The sequence below is a fragment of the Rhodobacter capsulatus genome (assembly GCF_052363175.1).
Taxonomy (GTDB): domain Bacteria; phylum Pseudomonadota; class Alphaproteobacteria; order Rhodobacterales; family Rhodobacteraceae; genus Rhodobacter; species Rhodobacter capsulatus_D.
In genome coordinates, this window is the sequence record NZ_CP198946.1 from 78,554 (window position 1) to 100,415 (window position 21,862).

Sequence of the window (21,862 nt, forward strand, 5' to 3'; positions counted from 1 at the left end):
CCATTCCATCCCCGCCCCGCAGCCATTAGATGCAGCGCGTTCGCAATATTGGGCGTTCGCAGTTTTGGGGAGGGAGCCCATGCTGGACTTCGCTACGATGCGCGCGGCTCTGGCCGAGGCCTATGACCTGACACCGTCGCTGACGCTGGCGCAGGACATGGCCGATATTCACGCCCGCATGGACCGCGTGATCCCCCTGCCCGATTTCGCCCGTCACGCACCCTATATCCGCGCGATAAACCGGCTGAAGCGCGAAAAGAACGCGGTGATTCTGGCGCATAACTACATGACGCCCGAGATTTATCACGGTGTCGCCGATGTCGTGGGTGACAGCCTGCAATTGGCGATCGAGGCGACGAAGGTTGAAGCCGAGACGATCGTGCAATGCGGCGTGCATTTCATGGCCGAGACCTCGAAGATCCTGAACCCGGCCAAGCGCGTGCTGATCCCCGATGCGCAGGCGGGCTGTTCGCTGGCCGAAAGCATCACGCCCGAAGGCATTGCCCAGATGCGGGCGAAATATCCGGGCGCTCCGGTTGTCAGCTATGTCAATACGACGGCGGCGGTGAAGGCGGCCTCGGACATCTGCTGCACCTCGGCCAATGCGGCGCAGATCGTGGCAGCCCTGCCCGAGCACACGATCATCATGACGCCCGACCAGTATCTGGCGCAGAATGTGGCGAAAGCCGTGCCGCAAAAGAACGTGGTCTGGTGGGCGGGCTCCTGCATCGTGCACGAGCAATACACGCCTGCCGATCTGCGCGATTTCCGCGCCTGGCATCCCGGCACGAAGATCATCGCCCATCCGGAATGCCCGCCCGATGTGGTTGCCGAGGCCGATTTCTCCGGTTCGACCGCGGGGATGATCGACTTCGTGACGCGCGAAAAACCGGCGCAGGTGATGTTGGTCACCGAATGCTCGATGGCCTCGAACATTGCTGATGCCCTGCCCTCGGTCGAGTTTCTGGGGCCGTGCAACATGTGCCCCTACATGAAGATGATCACGCTCGAAAAGATCCTGTGGTCGCTGCACACCGGCACCGAAGAGGTCACCGTCGACCCCGCTGTGGCCGACAAGGCCCGCCTCGCGGTCGAACGCATGATCGACCTGTCGCGGAAGCTGGCCCAGTGAGCGATCCGGTGATCGAAACCCCGCGCGTCGTCATCGTCGGTGCGGGGCTGGGGGCGCTTTATGCGGCGCTGAAGCTGGCGCCGCACCCGGTTCTGGTGATCTCGCCCGAGAGCCTGGGCGAAGGCGCCTCGTCGGCCTGGGCGCAGGGCGGTGTCGCCGCCGCAATGGCTCCGCCTGACAGCGCCGAGGATCACGCGAAAGACACCGAAACCGCGGGCGCGGGTACTGTCGATGCCGCGATCGCGCGTCTGGTGACGACCGAGGCCCGCGATCGCATTCTGGACCTGACGGCCTTGGGCGCGCCGTTCGACCGCGATGCGCAGGGCGATTACGTGATGTCGCGCGAAGCCGCGCATTCCCGCCCCCGCGTCGTGCGGGTCAAGGGCGATCAGGCCGGTTACGAGATCATGCAGACGCTGATCGCTGCCGTGCGGGCATGTCCCTCGGTTCAGGTGGTCGAAGGCGTGATCGCGACGCGGCTTGAGGTCGAAAACGGCGCTGTCACCGGGATCTGGGTCGAATCCGCCGCCGCCTCGACCGGCCGCGTGCTGATCCGCACCCCTGCGGTGCTTCTGGCCGGGGGGGGCTCGGGCGGGCTTTTCGCCGTCACCACCAACCCGCCGCGCATTCGCGGTCAGGTCATCGGCATGGCCGCCCGCGCGGGGGCGTTGATTGCCGATGCCGAATTCGTGCAATTCCACCCGACCGCGATTGCCACCGGCGAAGACCCGGCCCCCTTGGCGACCGAGGCTTTGCGCGGCGAAGGGGCGGTTCTGCTCAATGACCGGGGCGAGCGGTTCATGCAGCCGGTCCATCCCGATGCCGAACTGGCGCCGCGCGACATCGTTGCCCGCGCCGTCTATCTGGAACGGCAGGCGGGGCGGAACCCGGTTCTGGACACGCGAGACGTGCTGGGGGCCGAGCTTCCGAAACGCTTCCCCGCCGTCGCGGAAGCCTGCTTTTCAACCGGAATAGACCCTGTTTCGCAGCCGATCCCGGTTGCCGCCGCCGCGCATTATCACATGGGTGGAATTGCCGTCGATGACCGCGGGCAATCCTCGCTGAACCGGCTCTGGGTTTGCGGCGAGGCTTCCTCGACCGGGCTGCACGGCGCCAATCGGCTGGCCTCTAATGGCTTGCTGGAAGCCCTCGTCTTTGCCCGCATTTGCGCCGAGGGCATTGCCGAAACGCTTCCCGTGGCCGATGCTGACCGGATCACCCTGTCCTTCCCCGCGGGCGGTCACCCCGTCGATGAAGCCGCCGTCGCCCGCTTGCGGCAGGCGATGACCGATGGTGTCGGCGTCGTCCGCGATGCAGCGGGCCTCACCTCCGCCCTGCGCACAATCGCCGAGATCGAAGCAAAGGCCGAGCGCGAAGCCCTGCGCAACATGACCGCCACCGCTACGCTGATTGCCGCCGCGGCGCTGATCCGCACCGAAAGCCGGGGCGGCCATTACCGCTCCGATTTCCCGAAAACAGACCCTGTTCAAGCCAAACGCAGCTTTCTGACCTTGACCGAAGCGCTGGACATCCGCTCCCGCGCGCTGGAGGAAGAATGACCCCCCTGCCCGATTTCCTGCTCGAACCCGTGATCCGCGCCGCGCTGATGGAAGACCTGTCGCCGATGGGCGACGTCACCACCCGCGCCGTCGTTCCCGCCGCCACCCGCTACGAAGCCCGCGTCAACGCCCGCGAAGAAGGCGTCGTCTCGGGCATGCAGGTGGCCACCCTCGCCTTCCGCCTTGTCGATCCGACGCTCGTGGTCACGACCCATGTCGCCGACGGCCATCCCTGCGGCAAGGGCCAATGCCTGATGACGATTTCGGGCTCGGCGGCGTCGATCCTGATGGGCGAGCGCGTTGCGCTGAACTTCGCGGGCCGGATGACCGGCATCGCCAGCCTGACTGCCAGTTTCGTCGCGCAAACACGCGGCACCAAAACCCGGATCACCTGCACGCGGAAAACTACCCCCGGCCTGCGCCTGATCGAGAAAACCGCGGTTGCGCATGGGGGCGGGTCGAACCACCGCTTTGGCCTGTCTGACGCGATCCTGATCAAGGACAACCATATCGCTGCGGCGGGTGGTATCCGCGCCGTGCTTGAAGCTGCTAAGGCCGCCCGCAGCCACATGATGCGGGTCGAACTGGAGGTGGACAGCCTTGACCAGCTGGATCAGGCGCTGTCGATCGGCGGCGCCGACGTGATCCTGCTCGACAACATGGACACGCCCACGCTGCGCGAGGCGGTGGCGCTGACCCACGGCCGCGTCGTGCTGGAGGCCTCGGGCAACATGCGTATGGAACGCATCGCCGAGGTGGCCGCGACCGGGGTCGATTACATTTCGTCGGGTGCGCTGACCCATTCGGCGCGCACCTTCGACCTCGGTCTCGACTTCTGACGGATCAGATCATTTCTTCAGGTGTTCGGCGAAGGTGTCGAACACCTGTTCATAGACCGCGCGTTTGAAGGGCACGATCTTTTCCACCAGCTCGGCTGGCTCCATCCAGCGCCAGACCGAAAATTCCGGATGTTCGGTCGCGATATTCACATCGCTGTCCTGGCCCAGAAAGCGGAACAGGAACCATTTCTGCTTCTGGCCGCGGTATTTGCCGCCCCAGATAGTGCCGATCAGATCCTCGGGCAGGTCATAGATCAGCCAATCCTCGGTCTTGGCGATCTTCTCGACCAGATCCGCGCGAACCCCGGTTTCTTCCTCCAATTCGCGCAGCGCGGCTTCCTTTGGTCGCTCGCCCGCGTCGATGCCCCCTTGCGGCATCTGCCAGGCGTTGCCCGGATTGTCGATGCGCTGACCGGCAAAGATCAGGCCTTCGGAATTGATCAGCACAAGGCCGACATTCTTGCGATAGGGCAGCGCGGCAAGCTCTTCGGGGGTCATTTCATCCTCGTGTAGAAAGGGGGCCTTTCGGCCCCCGGTCTTGTTACGGTTTCGCGGGTTTGGCCGCGGCTCTGGGATCGTCCACCGGCACCAGCGTCTGACCGGCAACGGCCAGCCCCTTGATGATGTCGATCGCATAGGCCAGCTGGAAGTCCTCGAGCCGCAGTTTCGCGGCCTCTTCGGCCTTGCTGCGCTCTTCCTCGGCCTGCTTCTTCTCGTCCTCGGTCATCGAGTCGTTCGACAGCACGCCGCGCAGATCCGCTTCCGACCGGGTTTCCGGCGTGTCCTCGGCGGTCTTGTCGGCATCCGGCGCTTCCGGCGGCTGCGGCACGACGATATCGGGGGCAATCCCCAGCGCCTGAATCGACCGCCCCGAGGGCGTGTAGTAGCGCGAGGTGGTCAGCCGCATCGCGCCTTCGTTCTGCACCGGAATGACCGTCTGCACCGAGCCCTTGCCGAAGCTCTTCGTCCCTACCACGATGGCGCGGTGGTGATCCTGCAGCGCCCCGGTGACGATTTCCGAGGCCGAGGCGGAGCCGCCGTTGATCAGCACCACGATCGGCTTGCCATTCACCAGATCGCCCGGGGTGGCATTGAACCGCTCGCTGTCCTCGGACTTGCGGCCGCGGGTTGAAACGATCTCGCCCTTGTCGAGGAACGCATCCGAAACCGCGATCGCCTGCGTCAGCAGACCACCGGGGTTGTTGCGCAGGTCCAGCACGACACCGTTCAGCTTGTCGATCCCGCCCGCCTCATCGGCGACCTTCTTCAGGCTCTCCTGCAGGTTCGGGAAGGTCTGGTCGTTGAAGGTGGTGATGCGCAGAACGGCGGTATTCGCTTCAAGCCGTCCCTTCACCGCAGTCAGCTTGATCGTGTCGCGCGTCAGGGCCACGTCAAAGGGCTCGGTCTTGCCTTCGCGGACGATCTTCAGCGTCACTTCGCTGCCGACCGGGCCGCGCATCTTGTCGACGGCGTCATCCAGCGTCAGCCCCATCAGGCTCTCGCCGTTCACATGGGTGATGAAATCGCCCGACTGAATGCCGGCCGCCGCGGCGGGCGTCCCGTCCATCGGCGACACGACCTTGACCGCGCCGTTTTCCATCGTCACTTCGATGCCCAGACCGCCGAACGAGCCGCGCGTCTGCACCTTCATGTCGTCGTATTCATCGGCGGGCATGTAGCTCGAATGCGGATCAAGCGAGGACAGCATCCCGTTGATCGCGGCTTCGATCAGCTTCTTGTCGTCCACCTGCTCGACGTAATCGCTGCGGATGCGCTTGAACACATCGCCAAACAGATCCAGCTCCTGATAGACCGAGGCCGGTTTCGACGTCTCTTCCGCCAGCAGCGGCGCCACCTGCACCGAGAGCAATGTCCCGGCGATCGTTCCGCCCAGTGCGGCAATGACGAATTTCTTCATTTTCAGCCCTTGTTCTGGTCTTTCGTCGGGGTGAACCATGGCGCGGGGTCCACGGGCTTCTTGCCCTTCCTCAACTCGATATAAAGCGTTTCCGAGCGCGTGGCGCCACTCCCCATCTGCGCGTTCTTCACGAAATCCTCGCCGAATTCCTGTGCTCCGGGTTCGCGCCCGCCCATCAGACCGACCGGAGCCCCCGCCGCAAGCACGTCTCCGGTCTCACCATAGACGCTGCCCAGCCCCGCCAGAACCAGAAGATAGCCTTCCGCGGGTTCGAGGATCATCACATTTCCGTAGTCGAGAAGCGGGCCGCGATAGCGGATCGTGGCGGGCCAGGGCGTCGTCACCAGCGCCGCGGGCGCGGTGGCCACCACCAACCCCGGACGACGGATCCCCGCTGCATCGGCCTCGTTGAACTTGCGCAGCACCGTGCCCAGAACCGGCATCGGCAGATCGCCCTTGGCTTCGGTGAAATCGGCCAGCGGCGGGCCGATATCGCCTTCCAGATCGGCCAGACCCGAGGCGAACCCCTCCAGCGTATCGACGCTTTCGACCAGCTCGCGCAGCTCTTCGGGCTCTTCCATGTAGCGCTTGGGCAGTTTCGAGCGATCCGCCATCGCCTTCGACAGCGCCGTGCGGGCGGCCTGCACCGAGCTCAGCCCGGTTTCGAGCACCTTTTCGGCGTTGCCCTGCACGGTGCGCAGTTCCTGAATCTCGACCAGATCGGTGCGCATCTTTTCCGCTTCGGCCTGAAGCGCGGGCGTCACCGCGCCCAGCATCATGCCCGAGCGCGCGGTGCCCAAGGGCCCCGAGGGATGCAGCAGCAAAAAGCGGCCCTTCGGTGCTGCTCATCGTGCTCATCACACCCAGAAGCCGGCCGATATCTTCGCGTTTCGCCTCGAATTTCGCGCGGATCTCGGCCTCGCGGACCGAGGCCCGGCGCAGCCCGTCGCGCAGCGCGCCAAGGCCCGTTTCATAAGCCGAAATCGTCTGCGTCAGCGCCGCCACCCGGTCGGCCTTGGTCTGCGCGGCATCCAGCGCCTCGATCGAGGCGCGCAGATCCTCGGCGGCCTTCTGTGCAACGTCACCGGCGGGGCTGGCCAAGGCCGCCCCCGCCGAAAACAGCAAGGCAACGACCGCCTGACGGATCATCTGTCGATCAGCGTCTTGCCGGTCATTTCCTGCGGCACGGGGAGTTGCATCAGATCCAGCAGCGTCGGCGCCAGATCGGACAACCGCCCCGGATGCAGCCGCGCCCCCGCCGGGCCGCCGACCAGCGTCACCGGCACAAGGTTCGTCGTGTGCGCCGTGTGCGGCCCGCCCGTCACCGGGTCGATCATCGTTTCGCAGTTGCCGTGATCGGCGGTGATGATCATCGCGCCCCCGGCCTTTTCCAGCGCCGCCAGAACCCGGCCCAGATCGCGGTCGATTTCCTCGCAGGCCTTGATCGCGGCGGGAAGGCTGCCGGTATGGCCGACCATGTCCGGGTTGGCATAGTTGACGATGATCAGGTCATAGCCCTTTTCGATCGCAGCCACGAAATGATCGGTGACCTCGGGGGCCGACATCTCAGGTTGCAGGTCATAGGTCGCCACTTTCGGCGATTTTGGCATGTAGCGATCCTCGCCCGCCCAGGGCGCTTCCTTGCCGCCATTGAGGAAGAAGGTCACATGCGGATATTTCTCTGTTTCGGCCAGATGGAACTGCGTAAGCCCTTGTTTTGAAACCCATTCGCCAAGCGTGTTGACGATATCGCGCTTGGGGTAAGCGGCGGTCATGTAGGCGTTATGGCCAACCGAATATTCGACCATGCCGAGCATCGCCGACCAGTGCGGCCGGGCCGAGACGTCGAATTCGGCAAAGCCCGGCTCGCCGAGCGTGCGCAGGATTTCCCGCGCCCGGTCGGCGCGGAAGTTCAGGCAGAAGAAGCCGTCGTTGTCCGCGGTGCCGGTATAGCCCGCGATCACGGTCGGCTTGATGAACTCGTCCATCTCGCCCTTGGCATAGCTTTGCGCCACGGCTTCGGCCGGAGTGGCCGCGGTGAACCCCTGCCCTTTCACGATCGCATCAAAGGCGGTGCCGACGCGTTCCCAGCGGTTGTCGCGGTCCATCGCCCAATAGCGGCCGATCACCGTGGCGACAGTGCAGCCCGCGGGCAAACGCTTGCACAGATCGTCGACGAACCGGGCCGAAGAATCCGGCGCCACGTCGCGGCCATCGGTGATCGCATGCAGCACGACCGGTACCCCTGCCCCGGCAATCATCTTGCAGGCGGCCAGAACGTGCTCGATGTGGCCATGTACGCCGCCATCGGACACGACGCCCATCAGATGCGCGCGGCCCCCCGCGGTCTTCACTTTTTCAATGAATTCAAGGATCGGCGCGTTCTGGAAGAAGCTGCCATCCTCGATCGCCAGATCGATCTGCCCCAGATCCATCGCCACGACGCGCCCGGCGCCGATGTTGGTGTGCCCAACTTCCGAGTTCCCCATCTGCCCCGTGGGCAGACCGACATCATTGCCATGCGTGATCAGCGTCGATTTCGGGCAGGTCGCAAAGACCCGGTCAAGGTTCGGCGTATGGGCCAGTTTCGGCGCGTTGCCCTCGGTTTCGGCGCGCTCGCCCCAGCCATCGAGAATGCACAGAACAACGGGTTTCGGACGGGTCATGAGCGCCTCCTGACGAATTTGCCCCTTCCTACGCTGCCCGTGTTGAAACGGCAAGTTCGGCAGGGTCAAACCCGGTGATAGGGCGTGCCCGCCAGAATTTGCCCGGCGCGGTACAGCTGCTCTGCCAGCATCACCCGCACCAGCATATGCGGCCAGACCATCTTGCCAAAACTGAGCGACCAGTCAGCTTTCGCCCGCAGCGCAGGTGCAATCCCGTCCGCCCCGCCGATCACAAAGGTCACATCGCGCGCCGCGTCGCGCCAGCCGCCGAGGCGCGCGGCAAACTCGGGCGAAGACACCACATCCCCGCGCTCGTCCATCGTGATCAGCACCGATCCGGCGGGAACCGCGCGTTCCAGCAGTGCCGCCTCGGCGTCCATGCCCAGATTGCGCTTGTCCTCGACCTCAAGAATTGTGGCCGGACCAAGACCGAAAGACCGCCCGGCCTTGCCGAAGCGGTCCAGATAATCCGTGATCAGATCCAGCTCGGGGCCCTTGCGCAGCTTGCCCACCGCGCAGATGGTCACCTTCATGCGCCGCCCCTTTCAGGTCGTGATCAGACCTTGGCGCCGGTCGGCATCCACATCTTTTCGAGCTGATAGAACTCGCGCACTTCCGGGCGGAAAACATGCACGATCACATCGGTGGCGTCGATCAGAACCCAGTCGCCCTGATCCTTGCCCTCGATCTTGCAGGTGCGGCCGAAGGCTTCCTTCAGACGCTCGGTCAGCTTTTCGGCGATGGCGCCGACCTGACGCGACGACCGGCCCGAGCAGATCACCATGTGATCGGCAATCGAGGACCGACCGCGCAGGTCGATCGAAACGATCTCTTCCGCCTTGTCATCGTCAAGGGAAGAAAGCACGAGCGCCAGCACCTGATCGCTCGTTTCGGCATCCGTGACGTTCATGGTCATGGCTGCCACCGGTGCACCCGAAGCGACGGGCGCGGCATTGAGATGAGACAGGACATTGTCCTCCGAAACTCCACACGCCACTAACCCCGGGCGCCAGGTCGAAGCCCAAACTAACATTGCGGGCGCGAAATCTCAACCGATGGGCGACAGAATTGGTGTAGCCGTGGCAAAGGGCGGCGGATCACGGCCAAATTCCTTGCGTCAAGGGTGCCCTTGGCCTATATCCGGGCCATGATCCGCATCTTCGACATGGACGATCGCGCCCGGCTTCGGGAACGCTTCTACGGCGAAAGCCGTTCCATCCTCGCCCGACTTTGACGTTGGCGCGGGGGCTTCGCCCCTGTCTGTCCGGCCGTTTCGGCCATTGATCTTCCTCAGCTATCCAAAGAGAGAGCCATGTCCGCTCCGAAGACCCTCTATGACAAGATCTGGGATGCCCATGTCGTCAGTGAAGACGCCGATGGCACCTGCCTGCTCTATATCGACCGCCATCTGGTCCATGAAGTGACCTCGCCCCAGGCCTTTGAAGGTCTGCGCATGACCGGTCGCAAGGTCCGTTGCCCGGAAAAGACCATCGCCGTGCCGGATCACAACGTCCCCACCACCGAGGGCCGTGACAAGCACATCGAAAACGAGGAAAGCCGGATTCAGGTCGAGGCGCTCGACAAGAACGCCCGCGATTTCGGCATCCATTACTATCCGGTGACCGACATTCGTCAGGGCATCGTGCATATCGTCGGCCCGGAACAGGGCTGGACGCTGCCGGGCATGACCGTCGTCTGCGGCGACAGCCACACCGCGACGCATGGCGCCTTTGGTGCGCTGGCGCATGGCATCGGCACCTCGGAAGTCGAGCACGTTCTGGCGACGCAAACGCTGATCCAGAAGAAATCCAAGAACATGAAGGTGGAAATCACCGGCAAGCTGAAGCCGGGCGTGACCGCCAAGGACATCACGCTCGCCGTGATCGGCCTCACCGGCACCGCGGGCGGCACCGGCCATGTGATCGAGTATTGCGGCGAGGCGATCCGCTCGCTGTCGATGGAAGGCCGGATGACGGTCTGCAACATGGCGATCGAGGGCGGCGCCCGCGCCGGTCTGATTGCGCCCGATGAAACCACCTTCGAGTATGTCCGCGGTCGTGCCCATGCGCCGAAAGGCGCGCAGTGGGAAGCGGCGCTGAATTGGTGGAAGACCCTTTTCACCGATGAAGGCGCGCATTTCGACAAGGTCGTGACCATTCGCGGCGAGGATATCGAGCCCGTCGTCACCTGGGGCACCTCGCCCGAGGACGTGCTGCCGATTTCGGCCGTGGTTCCCGCGCCCGAGGATTTCACCGGCGGCAAGGTCGAGGCGGTCAAGCGTTCGCTCGACTACATGGGTCTGACCCCGGGTCAGAAACTGACCGATATCGCCATCGACACCGTCTTCATCGGCTCGTGCACCAACGGCCGTATCGAAGACCTGCGCGCCGCGGCGAAGATCGTCGAAGGCAAGAAGATCAAGCCCGGCATGCGGGCGATGGTGGTTCCGGGTTCGGGCCTCGTGCGGCATCAGGCGGAGGAAGAGGGCATCGCCCAGATCTTTATCGACGCCGGCTTCGAATGGCGTCTGGCCGGCTGCTCGATGTGTCTGGCGATGAACCCCGACCAGCTCGGCGAATATGAGCGCTGCGCCTCGACCTCGAACCGTAACTTCGAGGGCCGTCAGGGCTACAAGGGCCGGACCCACCTCGTCAGCCCGGAAATGGCCGCCGCCGCGGCCCTGACCGGTCACCTGACCGATGTGCGTGAATTGATCTGAGAGGGCACTGCGATGAAAAAGTTCGAAAAATTCACCGGCATCGCCGCCCCCATGCCGCTCGTCAATATCGACACCGACATGATCATCCCGAAAGGGTTCCTGAAGACGATCAAGCGCACCGGCCTGGGCGTGCATGCCTTCGACGAGATGCGCTATGACCGCGCGGGCAACGAGATCCCCGATTTCGTGCTGAACAAGCCGCAATACCGCAAGACGGAAATCCTGATCGCGGGCGACAACTTCGGCTGCGGCTCGTCGCGCGAACATGCCCCCTGGGCGCTCGCCGATTTCGGCATCAAGGTGATCGTCTCGACCTCGTTTGCGGACATCTTCTTCAACAACTCGTTCAAGAACGGGATGCTGCCGATTGTTCTGCCGCAAGAACAGGTCGACGTGCTGATGAAGGATGCCGACCGTGGCGAGAATGCCCGGATGACCATCGACCTTGAAGCGCAGGAGATCACCACCTCGGACGGTCAGGTGATCAAATTCGAGGTCGATGCTTTCAAGAAGCACTGCCTGCTGAATGGCCTCGACGATATCGGGCTGACGCTGGAAAAAGCTGCGGCGATCGACAGCTTCGAGTCGCAATCGGCGCAGGCTCGTCCCTGGGTCTGAGCCCTTTAGTGGGGTCCAACCCCTTGAAACACAAGATGAAGGGCCGCCCACTGGGCGGCCTTATTTTTGCACCGAAATTGATGCAATCGCGCACCAGTTTTTCCCACAAATCGGCCGATTGTTAACTGAGACGTTAAGCATCCGTTGCCACTCACGGTGAAACAGGGCAATTTCATGGCAAGAATGAGGCAGTTCGCCACAATTGGCGGAAACGATTGGCATGGTTCCGGCAGCGTATCGGGACCGGCAAAGGCAAAGGGCAGTATCGTGGTGGCACGTTATCTGGGAGCTTTGGTGCGGGCAATTCTGGTCATTGCGGCCATCGCCATGCCGTCGCTTCTGCTTCCGTCTGTCAGCGATGACACTGGCCAGATCGTGGCGCTGGTGGGTATCTTTGCCGCGACGCTGACCTTCTTCGAATATGCCTCGGTCTATCCGGGCCTGATCGAGTTCCGCGATGCCCCGCCCTTCAACCGCATCCGCTATGCCTCGCTGGTCGCGACGGTGGGTCTGCTCTCGATGGTGGTGATGGCCCGGACCGAGCCCTCGACGTTGACGCTCTTTGTCGATGTTCTGGGCTCGGCGATGGCGCGCTCGATCGATGTGCCCTATTCGCCGGTGCGCTTGCTGGTTCTGATGCTGCCGGCCAACGCCTCAAGCGAGCAGGTCGAGATCGTCCGCACCGCAGGCGGCATCGCCTACATGACCTCGCTGATCACGCTTGGGTATTTCGTCGTGGTGATCCGTGCGCTGGGCTGGCCGACCTCGGGGCAAAGCTTCAACGTCTGGGTCAACCTGCCGACCTTCGACCCGACCGCGGGCGGGGACGTGGTCGAGCGTCTGCGTCGCGACGCCTGGTTCAACATTGCGCTGGGCTTCCTTTTGCCCTTCGTTATCCCGGCGGTGATCAAGGCGATTTCCTCGGGCTTTTCTCCGGTCTCGCTCGAATCGCCGCATACGATGATCTGGACGGTGACAGCATGGGCCTTCCTTCCGGCCAGCCTGTTCATGCGCGGCATCGCGATGGGCCGGGTGGCGAACATGATCGAGGAAAAACGTCGCGCTTCGGGGCTGGCAGAGTTTCAACTGGTCTGATCGCGCTTTTCCTTGGCTTTCCGGCCGCAGCCGACACGCTGCGGCTGGCGACATTTTCCCCCGCGCTGTCCCGGCCCGGTCCCGGCCTTCTTCTGGCGGCGCTGCAAAAGGGCGAGGATCCGCAGATCAGCGCCGTCGTCGATCTGATCGTTGCAGCGAAGCCCGATGTTCTGCTTCTGACCGATTTCGACTGGGACTACCGGGCAGAGGCGCTCGGCGCGCTGCAGGGGCAACTGGCGAAGCGGGGGCGTGATTACCCCTTCGCCTTCGCGCCGCAGCCGAATACCGGCGTCGAGACCGGCTTCGACATCGACGGCAACGGGCGGATGGCCGAGCCCCGCGATGCGCAGGGCTACGGGCAATTCACCGGCCAGCATGGCATGGCCTTGCTCTCGACGCGGCCGATCCGCGCCGATCAGGCACGGGATTTTTCGACCTTTCTCTGGCGTGATCTGCCCGGATCGCAACTGCCGCAGGCGCAGCTGCCTCAGGGCGCAGCGGATGTGCAGCGCCTTGCCACGACGGCGTTCTGGGATGTGCCGGTTCAAACCGGGGCAGGGGAGCTGCATCTGTGGGCCTATGCCGCGACGACCCCGGTCTTCGACGGGCCCGAAGATCGCAACGGTCGCCGCAATGCGGATGAAACCGGGTTCTGGCTGCGCTATCTGAACGGCAATCTGCCGCAACAGCCGACTGCGCCTTTCGCGATCCTTGGCCTTGCCAACCTTGATCCCGACCGCGGCGAGGGGCGGCACGAGGCGATGCGAAAGCTTCTTGCCGATCCCCGGCTGCAGGACCCGAAACCGACTGCCCCGGAGGCCCCCTCGGGCCACCCGCTTGCGACCGCCGATTTCGGCGGCGCCATCGGCCCGCTGCGGCTTGATTACATCCTGCCTGCCGCCGGGCTGAAGGTTCTGGGCGCGGGCACGGCGGGCAATCCGCAGGCCAGCAAACACCGTCTTGTGTGGGTCGATCTGGCACTGCCCTGAGACCCGCGCTTGACCCCGCCCCGGCCCTCGGCTAGGCCGCTTGCAACCCTTGTTCCGTTGGAGAAAACGATGGCCAACCCTTCCCTTCTCATCCTTGCCGGTGACGGCATCGGCCCCGAAGTCATGGCCGAAGTGAAGAAGATCATTTCGTGGTATGGGGACAAGCGCGGGCTTGCCTTCGACGTCAGCGAAGATCTGGTCGGCGGTGCCGCCTATGACGTTCACGGCGTGCCGCTCGCCGATGCGACGATGGCGAAGGCGCAGGAAGTCGATGCCGTGCTTCTGGGCGCCGTCGGCGGGCCGAAATACGACGTGCTCGACTTCTCGGTGAAGCCGGAGCGCGGCCTGCTGCGTCTGCGCAAGGAAATGGACCTCTACGCCAACCTGCGCCCGGCGCAGTGCTTCGACGCGCTGGCCGATTTCTCCTCGCTGAAAAAGGATGTCGTTGCCGGTCTTGATATCATGATCGTACGCGAACTGACCTCGGGCGTCTATTTCGGCACGCCGCGCGGCATCACCACCCAGCCCGATGGCTCGCGCGTCGGCATCAACACCCAAGTCTACACGACCGAGGAAATCCGCCGCGTCGCGCGCTCGGCCTTTGAACTGGCCCGTCGTCGGGGCAACAAGGTCTGCTCGATGGAGAAGGCCAACGTGATGGAATCGGGCATCCTGTGGCGCGAAGAAGTGCAATGGGTGCATGACAACGAATATCCGGATGTCGAGCTGAGCCACATGTATGCCGACAACGGCGCCATGCAGCTGGTGCGCCGGCCGAAGCAGTTCGACGTGATCGTGACCGACAACCTGTTCGGCGACGTGCTCTCGGATTGCGCCGCGATGCTGACCGGCTCGCTGGGCATGCTGCCCTCGGCCAGCCTTGGCGCGCCGATGGCGAATGGCCGTCCGAAGGCGATGTACGAGCCCGTGCACGGCTCGGCGCCCGATATCGCGGGGCAGGGCAAGGCGAACCCGATCGCCTGCATCCTCTCGTTTGCGATGGCGCTGCGCTACAGCTTCGATCAGGGCGACGAAGCGACCCGTCTGGAAAAAGCGATCGAGAAAGTTCTGGCCGATGGTGTCCGCACCGGCGATCTGATGGGCCCCGAAGGCGGCAAGCCGGTCTCGACCACCGAGATGGGCGACAAGATCCTCGACGCGCTGAACGCCAGCCTCTGATCGCTTGCGCTGATGACAAGACGGCGCGGGGTAACCACCTCGCGCCGTTTTCATTGCCACCGCTTGCATCCGCGACATATCGGCGCGATTGTCGGCGGTAACGGAGGACATCCATGCATTTGGGAAAGCAGAACGCGAAAGGGGCCGGTCTCGGGCTTCTGTCGATGGCGATCTATGCGACGCATGACGCGGTGGTGAAGCAACTCGGCTACACCTATTCCGCGGTGCAGATCATCTTCTTCGCCGCGTTGCTCAGCTTTCCGTTGCTCACGGTGATTCTGCTGCGCGATCCGCGGGCGGGCAGTCTGCGCCCGGTGCGGCCGTTCTGGGTGATCTTGCGCGCGATTGCCACCGTCGCCACCTCGGTCAGCGCCTTTTATGCTTTTGCGCATCTGCCGCTGGCGCAGGTCTATCCGCTGCTGTTCGCCATGCCGCTGCTTTTGACGATCATGGCGATTCCGATCTTGGGCGAGCGCGTCGGCTGGCACCGCTGGGCTGCCGTCGTGATCGGGTTGATCGGTGTCATTATTGTCGTGCGGCCGGGGCAGGCCGACCTTGGCCTCGGGCATTTGGCCGCAGCCTTCGCCGCCTTCTGCGGGGCGCTGGCTTCGGTGATCGTGCGCAAGATCGGCAACGAGGAACGCTCGGTCGTGCTGCTGCTCTCGCCGCTTCTGGGCAACTTCCTGGCCATGGGGGCGGCGCTGCCCTTCGTCTGGGTGCCGCTGCAACTGCACGACCTTGGCCTGATGTCGGTGGTGGCGCTGTTCGGGCTGGTCGCGGCCTTCCTCAGCATTCTGGCCTATCGCATCGGCGAGGCGGTGATCGTTGCCCCCATGCAATATTCGCAGATTCTCTGGGCGGTGTTCTTCGGCTGGGTGCTGTTTCACGAAAAGGTCGACACCCAGACGCTGGTGGGCGCCGGGGTGGTGATCGCCTCGGGGCTTTACATCGTCTGGCGCGAAAGCACCGCGGATGTGTCGCAAAACACCCCGGTTCTGCAGACCCGCGGCCGCACCGAAACCGTCACCACACCCCGCGCCTCGATCCTGCAGCGCGCATTGAATTCGGGAACGCGCAGATAGCCGCACGAATCCCCCTTGCAAATACCTTCGGGGTTCGGTAACTCCCGCCCACACGGTCGGAGCGTAGCGCAGCCTGGTAGCGCACCTGCTTCGGGAGCAGGGGGTCGGAGGTTCGAATCCTCTCGCTCCGACCATGAAATCCCCCTGAAAATAAAAATGAATGTGCCCCTCGGGGCGCCCTTGGGGCGTTCGTGGGGAATTGACACCCGCCGGGCAAGCGCGCATCTTCGCCTTGCCTTGGTTCCGCGGCTGATCCCGCGGACGAAGAGGGAAGCCGGTGCAAGTCCGGCGCTGCCCCCGCAACTGTAAGCGGTGAGCCCAAAGCACTGCCACTGACGGCCCGGTGATCCGGGCATCGGGAAGGCGCTGCGGGCGTCCGAGCCGCAAGCCAGGAGACCTGCCAGGCCATCGACCATCCCGGGCGGCGGGCCCGGAGGCAGGGTGCTTCGGCTTGTCCGGGGCCTGTCCCCTTACCGCTTTCCGGCCCACTGCCAAGGACAGGGTATGGAGCCGAAAGACACGACCACGAACGAGGCCTTCAAGGGTTTCACCAATGCGAACTGCCCCTTTCTGCCGTGCCATCCGGGGGTGAAGCGGGCCTTCAACTGCCTGTTTTGCTACTGCCCGCTGATCGGCTACGAATGTCCCGGTCCCTATCAGACCTACACCGACCGCAACGGGCTGACGCGCAAGGATTGTTCCGCCTGCACCCTGCCGCATGACGGCTACGAGCAGTCGTGGAACTTCATCCAGAAATGGCTCGAATATCCGCAGCCCTGGTCGGGCAAGCCGCAAACCGATCCGCCGACGCCGCGCCCGAAACCCGTGCTGGCAGAGGGGCAGGGTCATCATGGCTGATGGCGGCTCTCCTCCCCGGATGCGCCCGCAGCGGATCCTGCGCTGCACCGCCTGCCGCCATGGCAACCCGGCCTGCGCCCCCGGGATCGCGTTCCTCACCCGTCTCGGCGCCGCCATCGCGCTTGCGCCGGTCGGTGCAGAGTTCGAACTCGTCGGCTCGGCCAGCCTGATCTGCAACGGGCAGGTCTGCCCGGCGGTCTGGCGAGCCACTGCCGACGCGACATGGCTGTGGGGCGATGTCGCCCCCGATGTGCCGATTGCCGCGCTGCTTGGCACGGGCGCGGGCGAAAGCGTCACCGTCGCAGCAGAGATCATGACCGGCGCGGTGGTGGTGCAGTGAGGCGGGGGTCACGCGCTCTCGGTCAGCGGATCGCCGTGGTGGTCATGCGCGCAAAGCCCGTGATCGCCCAGCACCTCGATCACCCGGCAGGTGGAGACCGTCCCCTGCGCGCAGGACCCGATCATCCGCGTCAGCTCGTCTTCCAGCGCCCGCAGCCGCGCGATCCGCGACTGCACGGCGGTCAGCTGCGCCCGCGCCAGCGCATCCACCCCGGCGCAGGATTGATCGGGGTGATCGGAGAGCGACAGCAAATCGCGGATTGCCTCAAGCGGGAAGCCAAGGTCGCGGGCATGGCGGATGAAGGCCAGCCGCCGCTTCGCCGCCGTGCCGTAAAGCCGCTGATTGGCGGCGCTGCGCTCGGGCTCGGGCATCAGGCCGATCTCTTCATAATACCGGATCGTTGGCACCTTGACCCCGGTCGCCTCGGACAGCTTTCCGATTGTCAGCATGAAAACCCCCTTGCCCCTCTAGTGACTAGAGAGATTAGGCAGGAAGCTGGGCCCCGGCAAGTGACCGGGCGATGAAGCGGCAAGAGGATGAGATGACAGCGCATTCCCGGGGTGAATCGGTCGAGTGGCAGGTCGGCGGCATGGATTGCGCCGCCTGTGCGGGCAAGGTCCGCACGGCGGTGGAACGCCTGCCGGGTGTCGAAGCGGTGGAGATCGCGCTGATGTCTGAGCGGCTCACGGCGCGGCTCAGCCCCGAGGGCGCCGGTGCCGCAGAGGTCGAGCAAGCCGTCAAGCGGCTTGGTTTCACCATCAGTCGCGCGGCGCAAAAGGCGCCGCCGCGTTTCGTGATGCCGGGCGAGTCGAGCTGTGGCTGCGGCAGTTGCGGCTGTGGCGGGGCCGAGACGCCGGAGCCCGAAGCCGTGGTGCAGGAAACCGCCGTCGAACCGACCGCAACGCCGCGCTGGTATCACCAGCCGAAAGGGCGATTGGTGCTCGCTTCCGGCGCGGCGCTTGCGCTCGGCTGGGCCGTGTCGATCCTGCTGCCGGGTCTTGAACGTCCGGTCTTTTCGCTGGCCTGTCTCGTCGGGTTGATCCCGATCGCCCGCAAGGCCTGGGCGCTGTTGCGCAGTGGTCAGCCCTTCACCATCGAGATGCTGATGACCGTCGCAGCCCTCGGCGCGCTGGTGATCGGCGCTGCGGCCGAGGCGGCGATGGTGGTCTTTCTCTTTGCTGTGGGCGAGGTGCTGGAGGGCGTCGCCGCCAATCGCGCCCGCGACGGCATCCGCGCCCTGACCCGGCAGATGCCCGCGACGGCGCTTCTGGATCATGGCGGCCATACGCATGAGGTCGCGGCCTCCAGCCTGCGGCCGGGGCAGATCATCCGGCTACGGCCGGGCGACCGGCTGGCCGTCGATGCCGAGATCGTCGACGGCGTGTCGCGCCTTGATGAAAGTGCGGTGACCGGGGAAAGCCTGCCGGTGACGCGCGGGCCGGGGGCAAAGGTGCCCGCCGGGGCGATCAATGCCGAGGCACTCCTCACCCTGCGCGTGACCCATTCCGCCGCCGACAGCACGCTGGCCCGGATCGCCCGGATGGTGGCCGAGGCCGAAGCCGCCCGCGCCCCGGTCGAGCGGTTCATCGAACGTTTCAGCCGCTGGTACATGCCGCTGATCGTCGGCCTTGCGGCGCTGGTCGCGGTGCTGCCGCCGCTGCTGGCGGGCGGGGCCTGGGCTGACTGGACCTATCGCGCGCTCGCGCTGCTGCTGATCGGCTGCCCCTGCGCGCTGGTGATTTCCGTGCCCGCGGCGATGGCGGCGGCTCTGTCCTCGGGGGCGCGGCGCGGCCTTCTGGTCAAGGGCGGCGCGGTGATCGAGGCGATGGCAGGGCTGCGCACGATCGCCTTCGACAAGACCGGCACCGTCACGCTGGGCCGTCCCGCGGTGACTGATCTGTTGCCCGCCGAGGGCATCGAGGCGACGGTGCTTCTGCAGCTTGCCGCCGGGGTCGAAGTGGGATCCTCGCATCCGCTGGCCCGCGCGATTCTGAGTGAGGCGAAGGGCAGGGGGATTGCCCCCGCCGCCGTTACCGCGGCCCGCGTCATCCCCGGGATCGGCGCCGAGGCTATGTGCGAGGGGGCCATGCTGCGCCTCGCGGCACCGACAGGCGCAAGCGCCGCCGTGGCCACCTTGCAGGCAACTGGCAAGACGGTGGTCGAACTGACCCGCGATGGTCAGCCGCTTGGCCTCATCGCGCTTTCTGACACGCTGCGCCCCGAGGCGAAAACCGCGCTGGCAGAGCTTGACCGGCTTGGTCTTGGCAAACTGATGCTGACGGGCGACGCGCTGGCTCCGGCGCAGGCGGTGGCCGGGCCGCTCGGTCTTGCGGTGGAGGCCGGGCTTCTGCCCGAGGACAAGCTGGCCCGCATCCGCAGCCTTGGCGCCAAGGGCGGGGTGATGATGGTCGGCGACGGCATCAACGACGCGCCCGCGCTGGGGGCGGCGGATGTCGGCGTGGCGATCGGCGCGGGAACCGATGTGGCGATCGAGACCGCCGATGCGGTTTTGCTGCACGACCGCCTGACCGATGTGCCCGCGCTGATCCGGCTGTCGCGGCAGACGATGCGCAACATCCGGCAAAACGTGGCAATCGCGCTCGGGCTGAAGGGGGTCTTCCTTGTCACCTCGGTTCTGGGTCTGACCGGGCTCTGGCTGGCGGTCCTGGCCGATACCGGTGCCACCGTCCTTGTCACCGCCAATGCGCTGCGGCTCTTGCGATTCGACCCTTTGAACGAGAGGTGATCCTTGCTGCCGAGACGAAGTTGACAAAAACACTAAGTTGCCCTTAAGGATGTCCGACATAAATACTCGGGGTTGGTGAGTCCATCGCCCCTTCCGTCATCGAGGTCTGCCATGCTCCCCGCCACTCCCGTGCCCGCCGATGATGTGCTGATTCAGGCCCTTGAGCATCTTGGCCTGTCGAGCCTTGCCGAGTCCCTGCGCGCCGCGGCGGTCTCCGAGGCGCTGACGCCGCTTGCGATGTTCGCCCATGCCGACGCGCTGGTGAAGGCAGTGATGCTGGGTCTGCTTGCGGCCTCGGTTCTGGCCTGGGCGATCTGGGTGGGCAAGCTGGTGCAGCTGACGCTCGCGAAACACCGCCTTGGCCGCGACTATCGGGCGCTTGCGGCGCGTGGCAGCCTTGGCGCTTCCCTGCGCCGGGGGCCTTTGGATCGCATGCAGGCGGCCGCGCAGGCCGAGATCCGCGCTTCGGAAGGATTGCCCGATGCGGGGATCAAGGAACGCGTGGCCATCGACCTTGCCCGGATCGAGGCGGGAGCGGCGCGCAGGCTGCAATCGGGGGTGACTGCCGTTGGCTCGATCGGCTCGACTGCGCCTTTCGTCGGTCTGTTCGGCACGGTCTGGGGGATCATGAACGCCTTTGTCGGCATTGCGGAAAGTGGCTCATCGAGCCTTGCCGTCGTCGCCCCGGGCATCGCCGAGGCGCTGATGGCCACGGCGCTCGGTCTGGTGGCCGCGATTCCCGCCGTGCTCCTTTACAACCACCTGACCCGCGCGGTCGGCGGCTATCGTGCCTGCCTTGCCGATGCGGCGGCTTTGGTGGAACGCACGCTCTCGCGTGATCTTGATCGGGCGCGGCTGACGCCCACGGTCACGCCGCTGCATCTGGTGGCGGAATAATGGCGGTCCGGCTTTCCGACGGCGAGGATCTCGCCCCCGAGGCCGCGATCAACATCACACCCTTCATCGACGTGATGCTGGTCCTGCTGATCATTTTCATGGTGGCGGCGCCGCTCTCGACCGTTGATGTGCCGCTTGATCTGCCGGTGGCCAGCGGCACCCCGCAGCCGCGTCCGCCCGAACCTGTGGTGCTGAGCCTGACCCCGGACAAGGGCCTGCTGCTCGGCCGCGATCCCGTGACGCCCACCGATCTGCCCGCGCGGCTGGCCGAGGCGACCGGCGGCAAGCTCGACACGCGGATCTTTGTTTCGGCTGACAAATCCGTGCCCTACGGCGAGATGATGGGGCTTTTGAACCAGCTGCGCGCCGGCGGTTATCTGAAGATCGGTCTTGTCGGTCTGGAAGAGGCGACGCCGTGAGCCTTGCCCTGTCCGACCGTCCCGAAGGCCCCGGCCGGGCGCTGCTGCTGGGTCTGGTCGTTTCGGTCGTTGTCCATGGCCTTGCCGTGACGGTGCTTTCACAGACCGAGGCGGCGCCCTCGGCGCTCGTTGCGGCGGGCGCGGGCGGGGAAGAGCTTGAAAGCATCGAGGCGATCGCCGCGACCTTTGTTGATCTCGCGCCCGAGATCCGCTTGCCGGAGCCCGAGATGGCGCTGCCGCTGACGGCGCCAGTGATCGACATTCCGCAGGTCAGGTTGCCCGATCCGGTGCTTTTGCCCCCCGAGCCGCCGAAGATCGCGGTGGAAAAGCCCAAACCCGCGCCGCCGAAACCGAAACCGGTGCGGCGCGAAAAGGTCGAGAAGCCGAAACAGGCAAAGCCCGCCAAGGAGCAAAGCGAAAGCCGGGCCGCCTCGCGCGCGGCGGGATCGGGCGGAGCGGCGCAGGCGGGCACGGGCGGTGCCGAAGCGCAGGCGACGGTCTCGGCGGGCACGACGAAAAGCCTGCTTTCCAAATGGGGGGCGACGATCCGCACCCGCATCGAGCGGCGCAAGAGCTATCCGTCCGCGGCGGGCCGGGCGTCCGGATCGGTCGGGTTGGCGCTGCGCGTTGGCCGTGATGGCACGCTGCAGGCAGCCTCGGTCAACCGCTCCTCCGGCCATGCTGCGCTGGACGCTGCGGCGCTGGCGGCGGTGCGCAAGGCGGGGAAATTCCCCGCCGCACCGACCGAATTGACGAAATCGAGCTACACCTTTTCCGTCGCCGTCAAGTTCAGTCGCTGATCCGGC

22 protein-coding genes, 1 tRNA gene, 1 pseudogene and 1 riboswitch are annotated in these 21,862 nt (G+C 65.3%); of the genes and pseudogenes, 17 read left to right on the plus strand and 7 right to left on the minus strand.

The features are described 5' to 3' along the window. Positions 1-79: 79 nt before the first annotated feature. Genes nadA through nadC form a run of 3 tightly spaced genes read left to right on the plus strand, consistent with a single transcriptional unit; the run spans position 80 to position 3,530 of the window. The gene (gene nadA / locus ACTTAI_RS01120; RefSeq protein WP_444453620.1) at positions 80-1,132 is read left to right on the plus strand and encodes a quinolinate synthase NadA; all 1,053 of its coding nucleotides are present in this window, start codon (positions 80-82) and stop codon (positions 1,130-1,132) included. Positions 1,133-1,140: 8 nt separating this feature from the next. Next, positions 1,141-2,691, plus strand: a complete 1,551-nt coding sequence (locus tag ACTTAI_RS01125; protein WP_444455821.1) for an L-aspartate oxidase — start codon at positions 1,141-1,143, stop codon at positions 2,689-2,691. After that, on the plus strand, positions 2,688-3,530 hold the full coding sequence (gene nadC / locus ACTTAI_RS01130) for a carboxylating nicotinate-nucleotide diphosphorylase (RefSeq protein WP_444453622.1): 843 nt from the start codon (positions 2,688-2,690) through the stop codon (positions 3,528-3,530). The genes ACTTAI_RS01125 and nadC overlap by 4 nt, the downstream gene beginning before the upstream one ends. A gap of 9 nt (positions 3,531-3,539) precedes the next feature. Here nadC and ACTTAI_RS01135 read toward each other — a convergent pair whose 3' ends face one another. The 6 genes and pseudogenes from ACTTAI_RS01135 to rsfS all read right to left on the minus strand — a co-directional run bounded on the left by ACTTAI_RS01135 (position 3,540) and on the right by rsfS (position 9,147). Beyond that, positions 3,540-4,028 (minus strand): RNA pyrophosphohydrolase, encoded by a 489-nt coding sequence (locus ACTTAI_RS01135; RefSeq protein ID WP_444453624.1) that lies wholly within the window; start codon positions 4,026-4,028, stop codon positions 3,540-3,542. 43 nt (positions 4,029-4,071) lie between these two features. Further along, a complete protein-coding gene (locus ACTTAI_RS01140; protein ID WP_444453625.1) occupies positions 4,072-5,448 on the minus strand; it encodes a S41 family peptidase in 1,377 nt (458 codons plus the stop codon). A gap of 2 nt (positions 5,449-5,450) precedes the next feature. Next, positions 5,451-6,597, minus strand: a pseudogene (locus ACTTAI_RS01145) (murein hydrolase activator EnvC family protein). Next, the gene (gpmI, locus tag ACTTAI_RS01150; protein WP_444453626.1) at positions 6,594-8,114 is read right to left on the minus strand and encodes a 2,3-bisphosphoglycerate-independent phosphoglycerate mutase; all 1,521 of its coding nucleotides are present in this window, start codon (positions 8,112-8,114) and stop codon (positions 6,594-6,596) included. The pseudogene ACTTAI_RS01145 and the gene gpmI overlap by 4 nt, the downstream one beginning before the upstream one ends. A gap of 65 nt (positions 8,115-8,179) precedes the next feature. Beyond that, positions 8,180-8,647 carry a 23S rRNA (pseudouridine(1915)-N(3))-methyltransferase RlmH gene (gene rlmH / locus ACTTAI_RS01155; RefSeq protein ID WP_444453628.1) on the minus strand — a complete coding sequence of 156 codons (468 nt, stop codon included), beginning with the start codon at positions 8,645-8,647 and terminating at the stop codon, positions 8,180-8,182. A gap of 23 nt (positions 8,648-8,670) precedes the next feature. Then, positions 8,671-9,147 (minus strand): ribosome silencing factor, encoded by a 477-nt coding sequence (gene rsfS, locus ACTTAI_RS01160; protein ID WP_444453630.1) that lies wholly within the window; start codon positions 9,145-9,147, stop codon positions 8,671-8,673. A 96-nt stretch (positions 9,148-9,243) separates the two neighbouring features. Between rsfS and ACTTAI_RS01165 the strand changes: the two genes are divergently transcribed. The 10 genes from ACTTAI_RS01165 to ACTTAI_RS01210 all read left to right on the plus strand — a co-directional run bounded on the left by ACTTAI_RS01165 (position 9,244) and on the right by ACTTAI_RS01210 (position 16,994). Further along, positions 9,244-9,348 carry an isopropylmalate isomerase gene (locus ACTTAI_RS01165; RefSeq protein WP_444453632.1) on the plus strand — a complete coding sequence of 35 codons (105 nt, stop codon included), beginning with the start codon at positions 9,244-9,246 and terminating at the stop codon, positions 9,346-9,348. Positions 9,349-9,426: 78 nt separating this feature from the next. Continuing rightward, positions 9,427-10,833, plus strand: coding sequence for a 3-isopropylmalate dehydratase large subunit (leuC, locus tag ACTTAI_RS01170; protein ID WP_444453634.1), 1,407 nt, complete (start codon positions 9,427-9,429; stop codon positions 10,831-10,833). Between the two features lie 12 nt (positions 10,834-10,845). Next, on the plus strand, positions 10,846-11,451 hold the full coding sequence (gene leuD / locus ACTTAI_RS01175; RefSeq protein WP_444453635.1) for a 3-isopropylmalate dehydratase small subunit: 606 nt from the start codon (positions 10,846-10,848) through the stop codon (positions 11,449-11,451). Positions 11,452-11,718: 267 nt separating this feature from the next. Next, positions 11,719-12,546, plus strand: coding sequence for a hypothetical protein (locus ACTTAI_RS01180; protein ID WP_444453637.1), 828 nt, complete (start codon positions 11,719-11,721; stop codon positions 12,544-12,546). Next, positions 12,432-13,535, plus strand: a complete 1,104-nt coding sequence (locus ACTTAI_RS01185) for an endonuclease/exonuclease/phosphatase family protein (protein WP_444453639.1) — start codon at positions 12,432-12,434, stop codon at positions 13,533-13,535. Before ACTTAI_RS01180 ends, ACTTAI_RS01185 begins: the two co-directional genes overlap by 115 nt. A 69-nt stretch (positions 13,536-13,604) precedes the next feature. Further along, entirely contained in the window at positions 13,605-14,714 is a 1,110-nt protein-coding gene (leuB, locus tag ACTTAI_RS01190) for a 3-isopropylmalate dehydrogenase (RefSeq protein ID WP_444453641.1), read from the plus strand. Positions 14,715-14,827: 113 nt separating this feature from the next. Further along, entirely contained in the window at positions 14,828-15,796 is a 969-nt protein-coding gene (locus ACTTAI_RS01195; protein ID WP_444453643.1) for a DMT family transporter, read from the plus strand. A 57-nt stretch (positions 15,797-15,853) separates the two neighbouring features. Then, positions 15,854-15,930: transfer RNA gene (locus ACTTAI_RS01200), tRNA-Pro, on the plus strand. An 87-nt stretch (positions 15,931-16,017) separates the two neighbouring features. Further along, a riboswitch (cobalamin riboswitch) is annotated at positions 16,018-16,215 on the plus strand. Between the two features lie 85 nt (positions 16,216-16,300). Further along, the gene (locus tag ACTTAI_RS01205) at positions 16,301-16,654 is read left to right on the plus strand and encodes a cysteine-rich small domain-containing protein (protein ID WP_444453644.1); all 354 of its coding nucleotides are present in this window, start codon (positions 16,301-16,303) and stop codon (positions 16,652-16,654) included. After that, positions 16,647-16,994 carry a hypothetical protein gene (locus tag ACTTAI_RS01210; RefSeq protein WP_444453646.1) on the plus strand — a complete coding sequence of 116 codons (348 nt, stop codon included), beginning with the start codon at positions 16,647-16,649 and terminating at the stop codon, positions 16,992-16,994. The genes ACTTAI_RS01205 and ACTTAI_RS01210 overlap by 8 nt, the downstream gene beginning before the upstream one ends. An 8-nt stretch (positions 16,995-17,002) precedes the next feature. Here the strand turns inward: ACTTAI_RS01210 and ACTTAI_RS01215 are convergent, their stop codons facing one another. After that, complete coding sequence (locus tag ACTTAI_RS01215) at positions 17,003-17,443, minus strand: MerR family transcriptional regulator (RefSeq protein WP_444453648.1); 441 nt, start codon at positions 17,441-17,443, stop codon at positions 17,003-17,005. 92 nt (positions 17,444-17,535) lie between these two features. On the opposite strand from ACTTAI_RS01215, the gene ACTTAI_RS01220 reads away from it, so the two are divergent. From ACTTAI_RS01220 to ACTTAI_RS01235, 4 genes are all read left to right on the plus strand, one after another. Continuing rightward, positions 17,536-19,740, plus strand: a complete 2,205-nt coding sequence (locus tag ACTTAI_RS01220) for a heavy metal translocating P-type ATPase (RefSeq protein WP_444453650.1) — start codon at positions 17,536-17,538, stop codon at positions 19,738-19,740. 111 nt (positions 19,741-19,851) lie between these two features. Next, on the plus strand, positions 19,852-20,637 hold the full coding sequence (gene exbB / locus ACTTAI_RS01225) for a tonB-system energizer ExbB (RefSeq protein ID WP_444453651.1): 786 nt from the start codon (positions 19,852-19,854) through the stop codon (positions 20,635-20,637). After that, a complete protein-coding gene (gene exbD / locus ACTTAI_RS01230; protein WP_444453653.1) occupies positions 20,637-21,056 on the plus strand; it encodes a TonB system transport protein ExbD in 420 nt (139 codons plus the stop codon). Before exbB ends, exbD begins: the two co-directional genes overlap by 1 nt. After that, on the plus strand, positions 21,053-21,856 hold the full coding sequence (locus tag ACTTAI_RS01235) for an energy transducer TonB family protein (RefSeq protein WP_444453655.1): 804 nt from the start codon (positions 21,053-21,055) through the stop codon (positions 21,854-21,856). The genes exbD and ACTTAI_RS01235 overlap by 4 nt, the downstream gene beginning before the upstream one ends. The last annotated feature ends 6 nt before the right edge of the window (positions 21,857-21,862 follow it).

Coding starts and splice junctions, on each gene's coding strand:
- nadC (WP_444453622.1), top strand. CDS start 2,688: ATGACCCCCCTGCCCGATTTCCTGCTCGAACCCGTGATCCGCGCCGCG.
- ACTTAI_RS01205 (WP_444453644.1), top strand. CDS start 16,301: ATGGAGCCGAAAGACACGACCACGAACGAGGCCTTCAAGGGTTTCACC.
- rsfS (WP_444453630.1), bottom strand. CDS start 9,147: ATGTTAGTTTGGGCTTCGACCTGGCGCCCGGGGTTAGTGGCGTGTGGA.
- exbD (WP_444453653.1), top strand. CDS start 20,637: ATGGCGGTCCGGCTTTCCGACGGCGAGGATCTCGCCCCCGAGGCCGCG.
- ACTTAI_RS01140 (WP_444453625.1), bottom strand. CDS start 5,448: ATGAAGAAATTCGTCATTGCCGCACTGGGCGGAACGATCGCCGGGACA.
- ACTTAI_RS01195 (WP_444453643.1), top strand. CDS start 14,828: ATGCATTTGGGAAAGCAGAACGCGAAAGGGGCCGGTCTCGGGCTTCTG.
- gpmI (WP_444453626.1), bottom strand. CDS start 8,114: ATGACCCGTCCGAAACCCGTTGTTCTGTGCATTCTCGATGGCTGGGGC.
- ACTTAI_RS01210 (WP_444453646.1), top strand. CDS start 16,647: ATGGCTGATGGCGGCTCTCCTCCCCGGATGCGCCCGCAGCGGATCCTG.
- exbB (WP_444453651.1), top strand. CDS start 19,852: ATGCTCCCCGCCACTCCCGTGCCCGCCGATGATGTGCTGATTCAGGCC.
- ACTTAI_RS01215 (WP_444453648.1), bottom strand. CDS start 17,443: ATGCTGACAATCGGAAAGCTGTCCGAGGCGACCGGGGTCAAGGTGCCA.
- ACTTAI_RS01185 (WP_444453639.1), top strand. CDS start 12,432: ATGGGCCTTCCTTCCGGCCAGCCTGTTCATGCGCGGCATCGCGATGGG.
- leuB (WP_444453641.1), top strand. CDS start 13,605: ATGGCCAACCCTTCCCTTCTCATCCTTGCCGGTGACGGCATCGGCCCC.
- ACTTAI_RS01135 (WP_444453624.1), bottom strand. CDS start 4,028: ATGACCCCCGAAGAGCTTGCCGCGCTGCCCTATCGCAAGAATGTCGGC.
- ACTTAI_RS01220 (WP_444453650.1), top strand. CDS start 17,536: ATGACAGCGCATTCCCGGGGTGAATCGGTCGAGTGGCAGGTCGGCGGC.
- leuC (WP_444453634.1), top strand. CDS start 9,427: ATGTCCGCTCCGAAGACCCTCTATGACAAGATCTGGGATGCCCATGTC.
- rlmH (WP_444453628.1), bottom strand. CDS start 8,647: ATGAAGGTGACCATCTGCGCGGTGGGCAAGCTGCGCAAGGGCCCCGAG.
- nadA (WP_444453620.1), top strand. CDS start 80: ATGCTGGACTTCGCTACGATGCGCGCGGCTCTGGCCGAGGCCTATGAC.
- leuD (WP_444453635.1), top strand. CDS start 10,846: ATGAAAAAGTTCGAAAAATTCACCGGCATCGCCGCCCCCATGCCGCTC.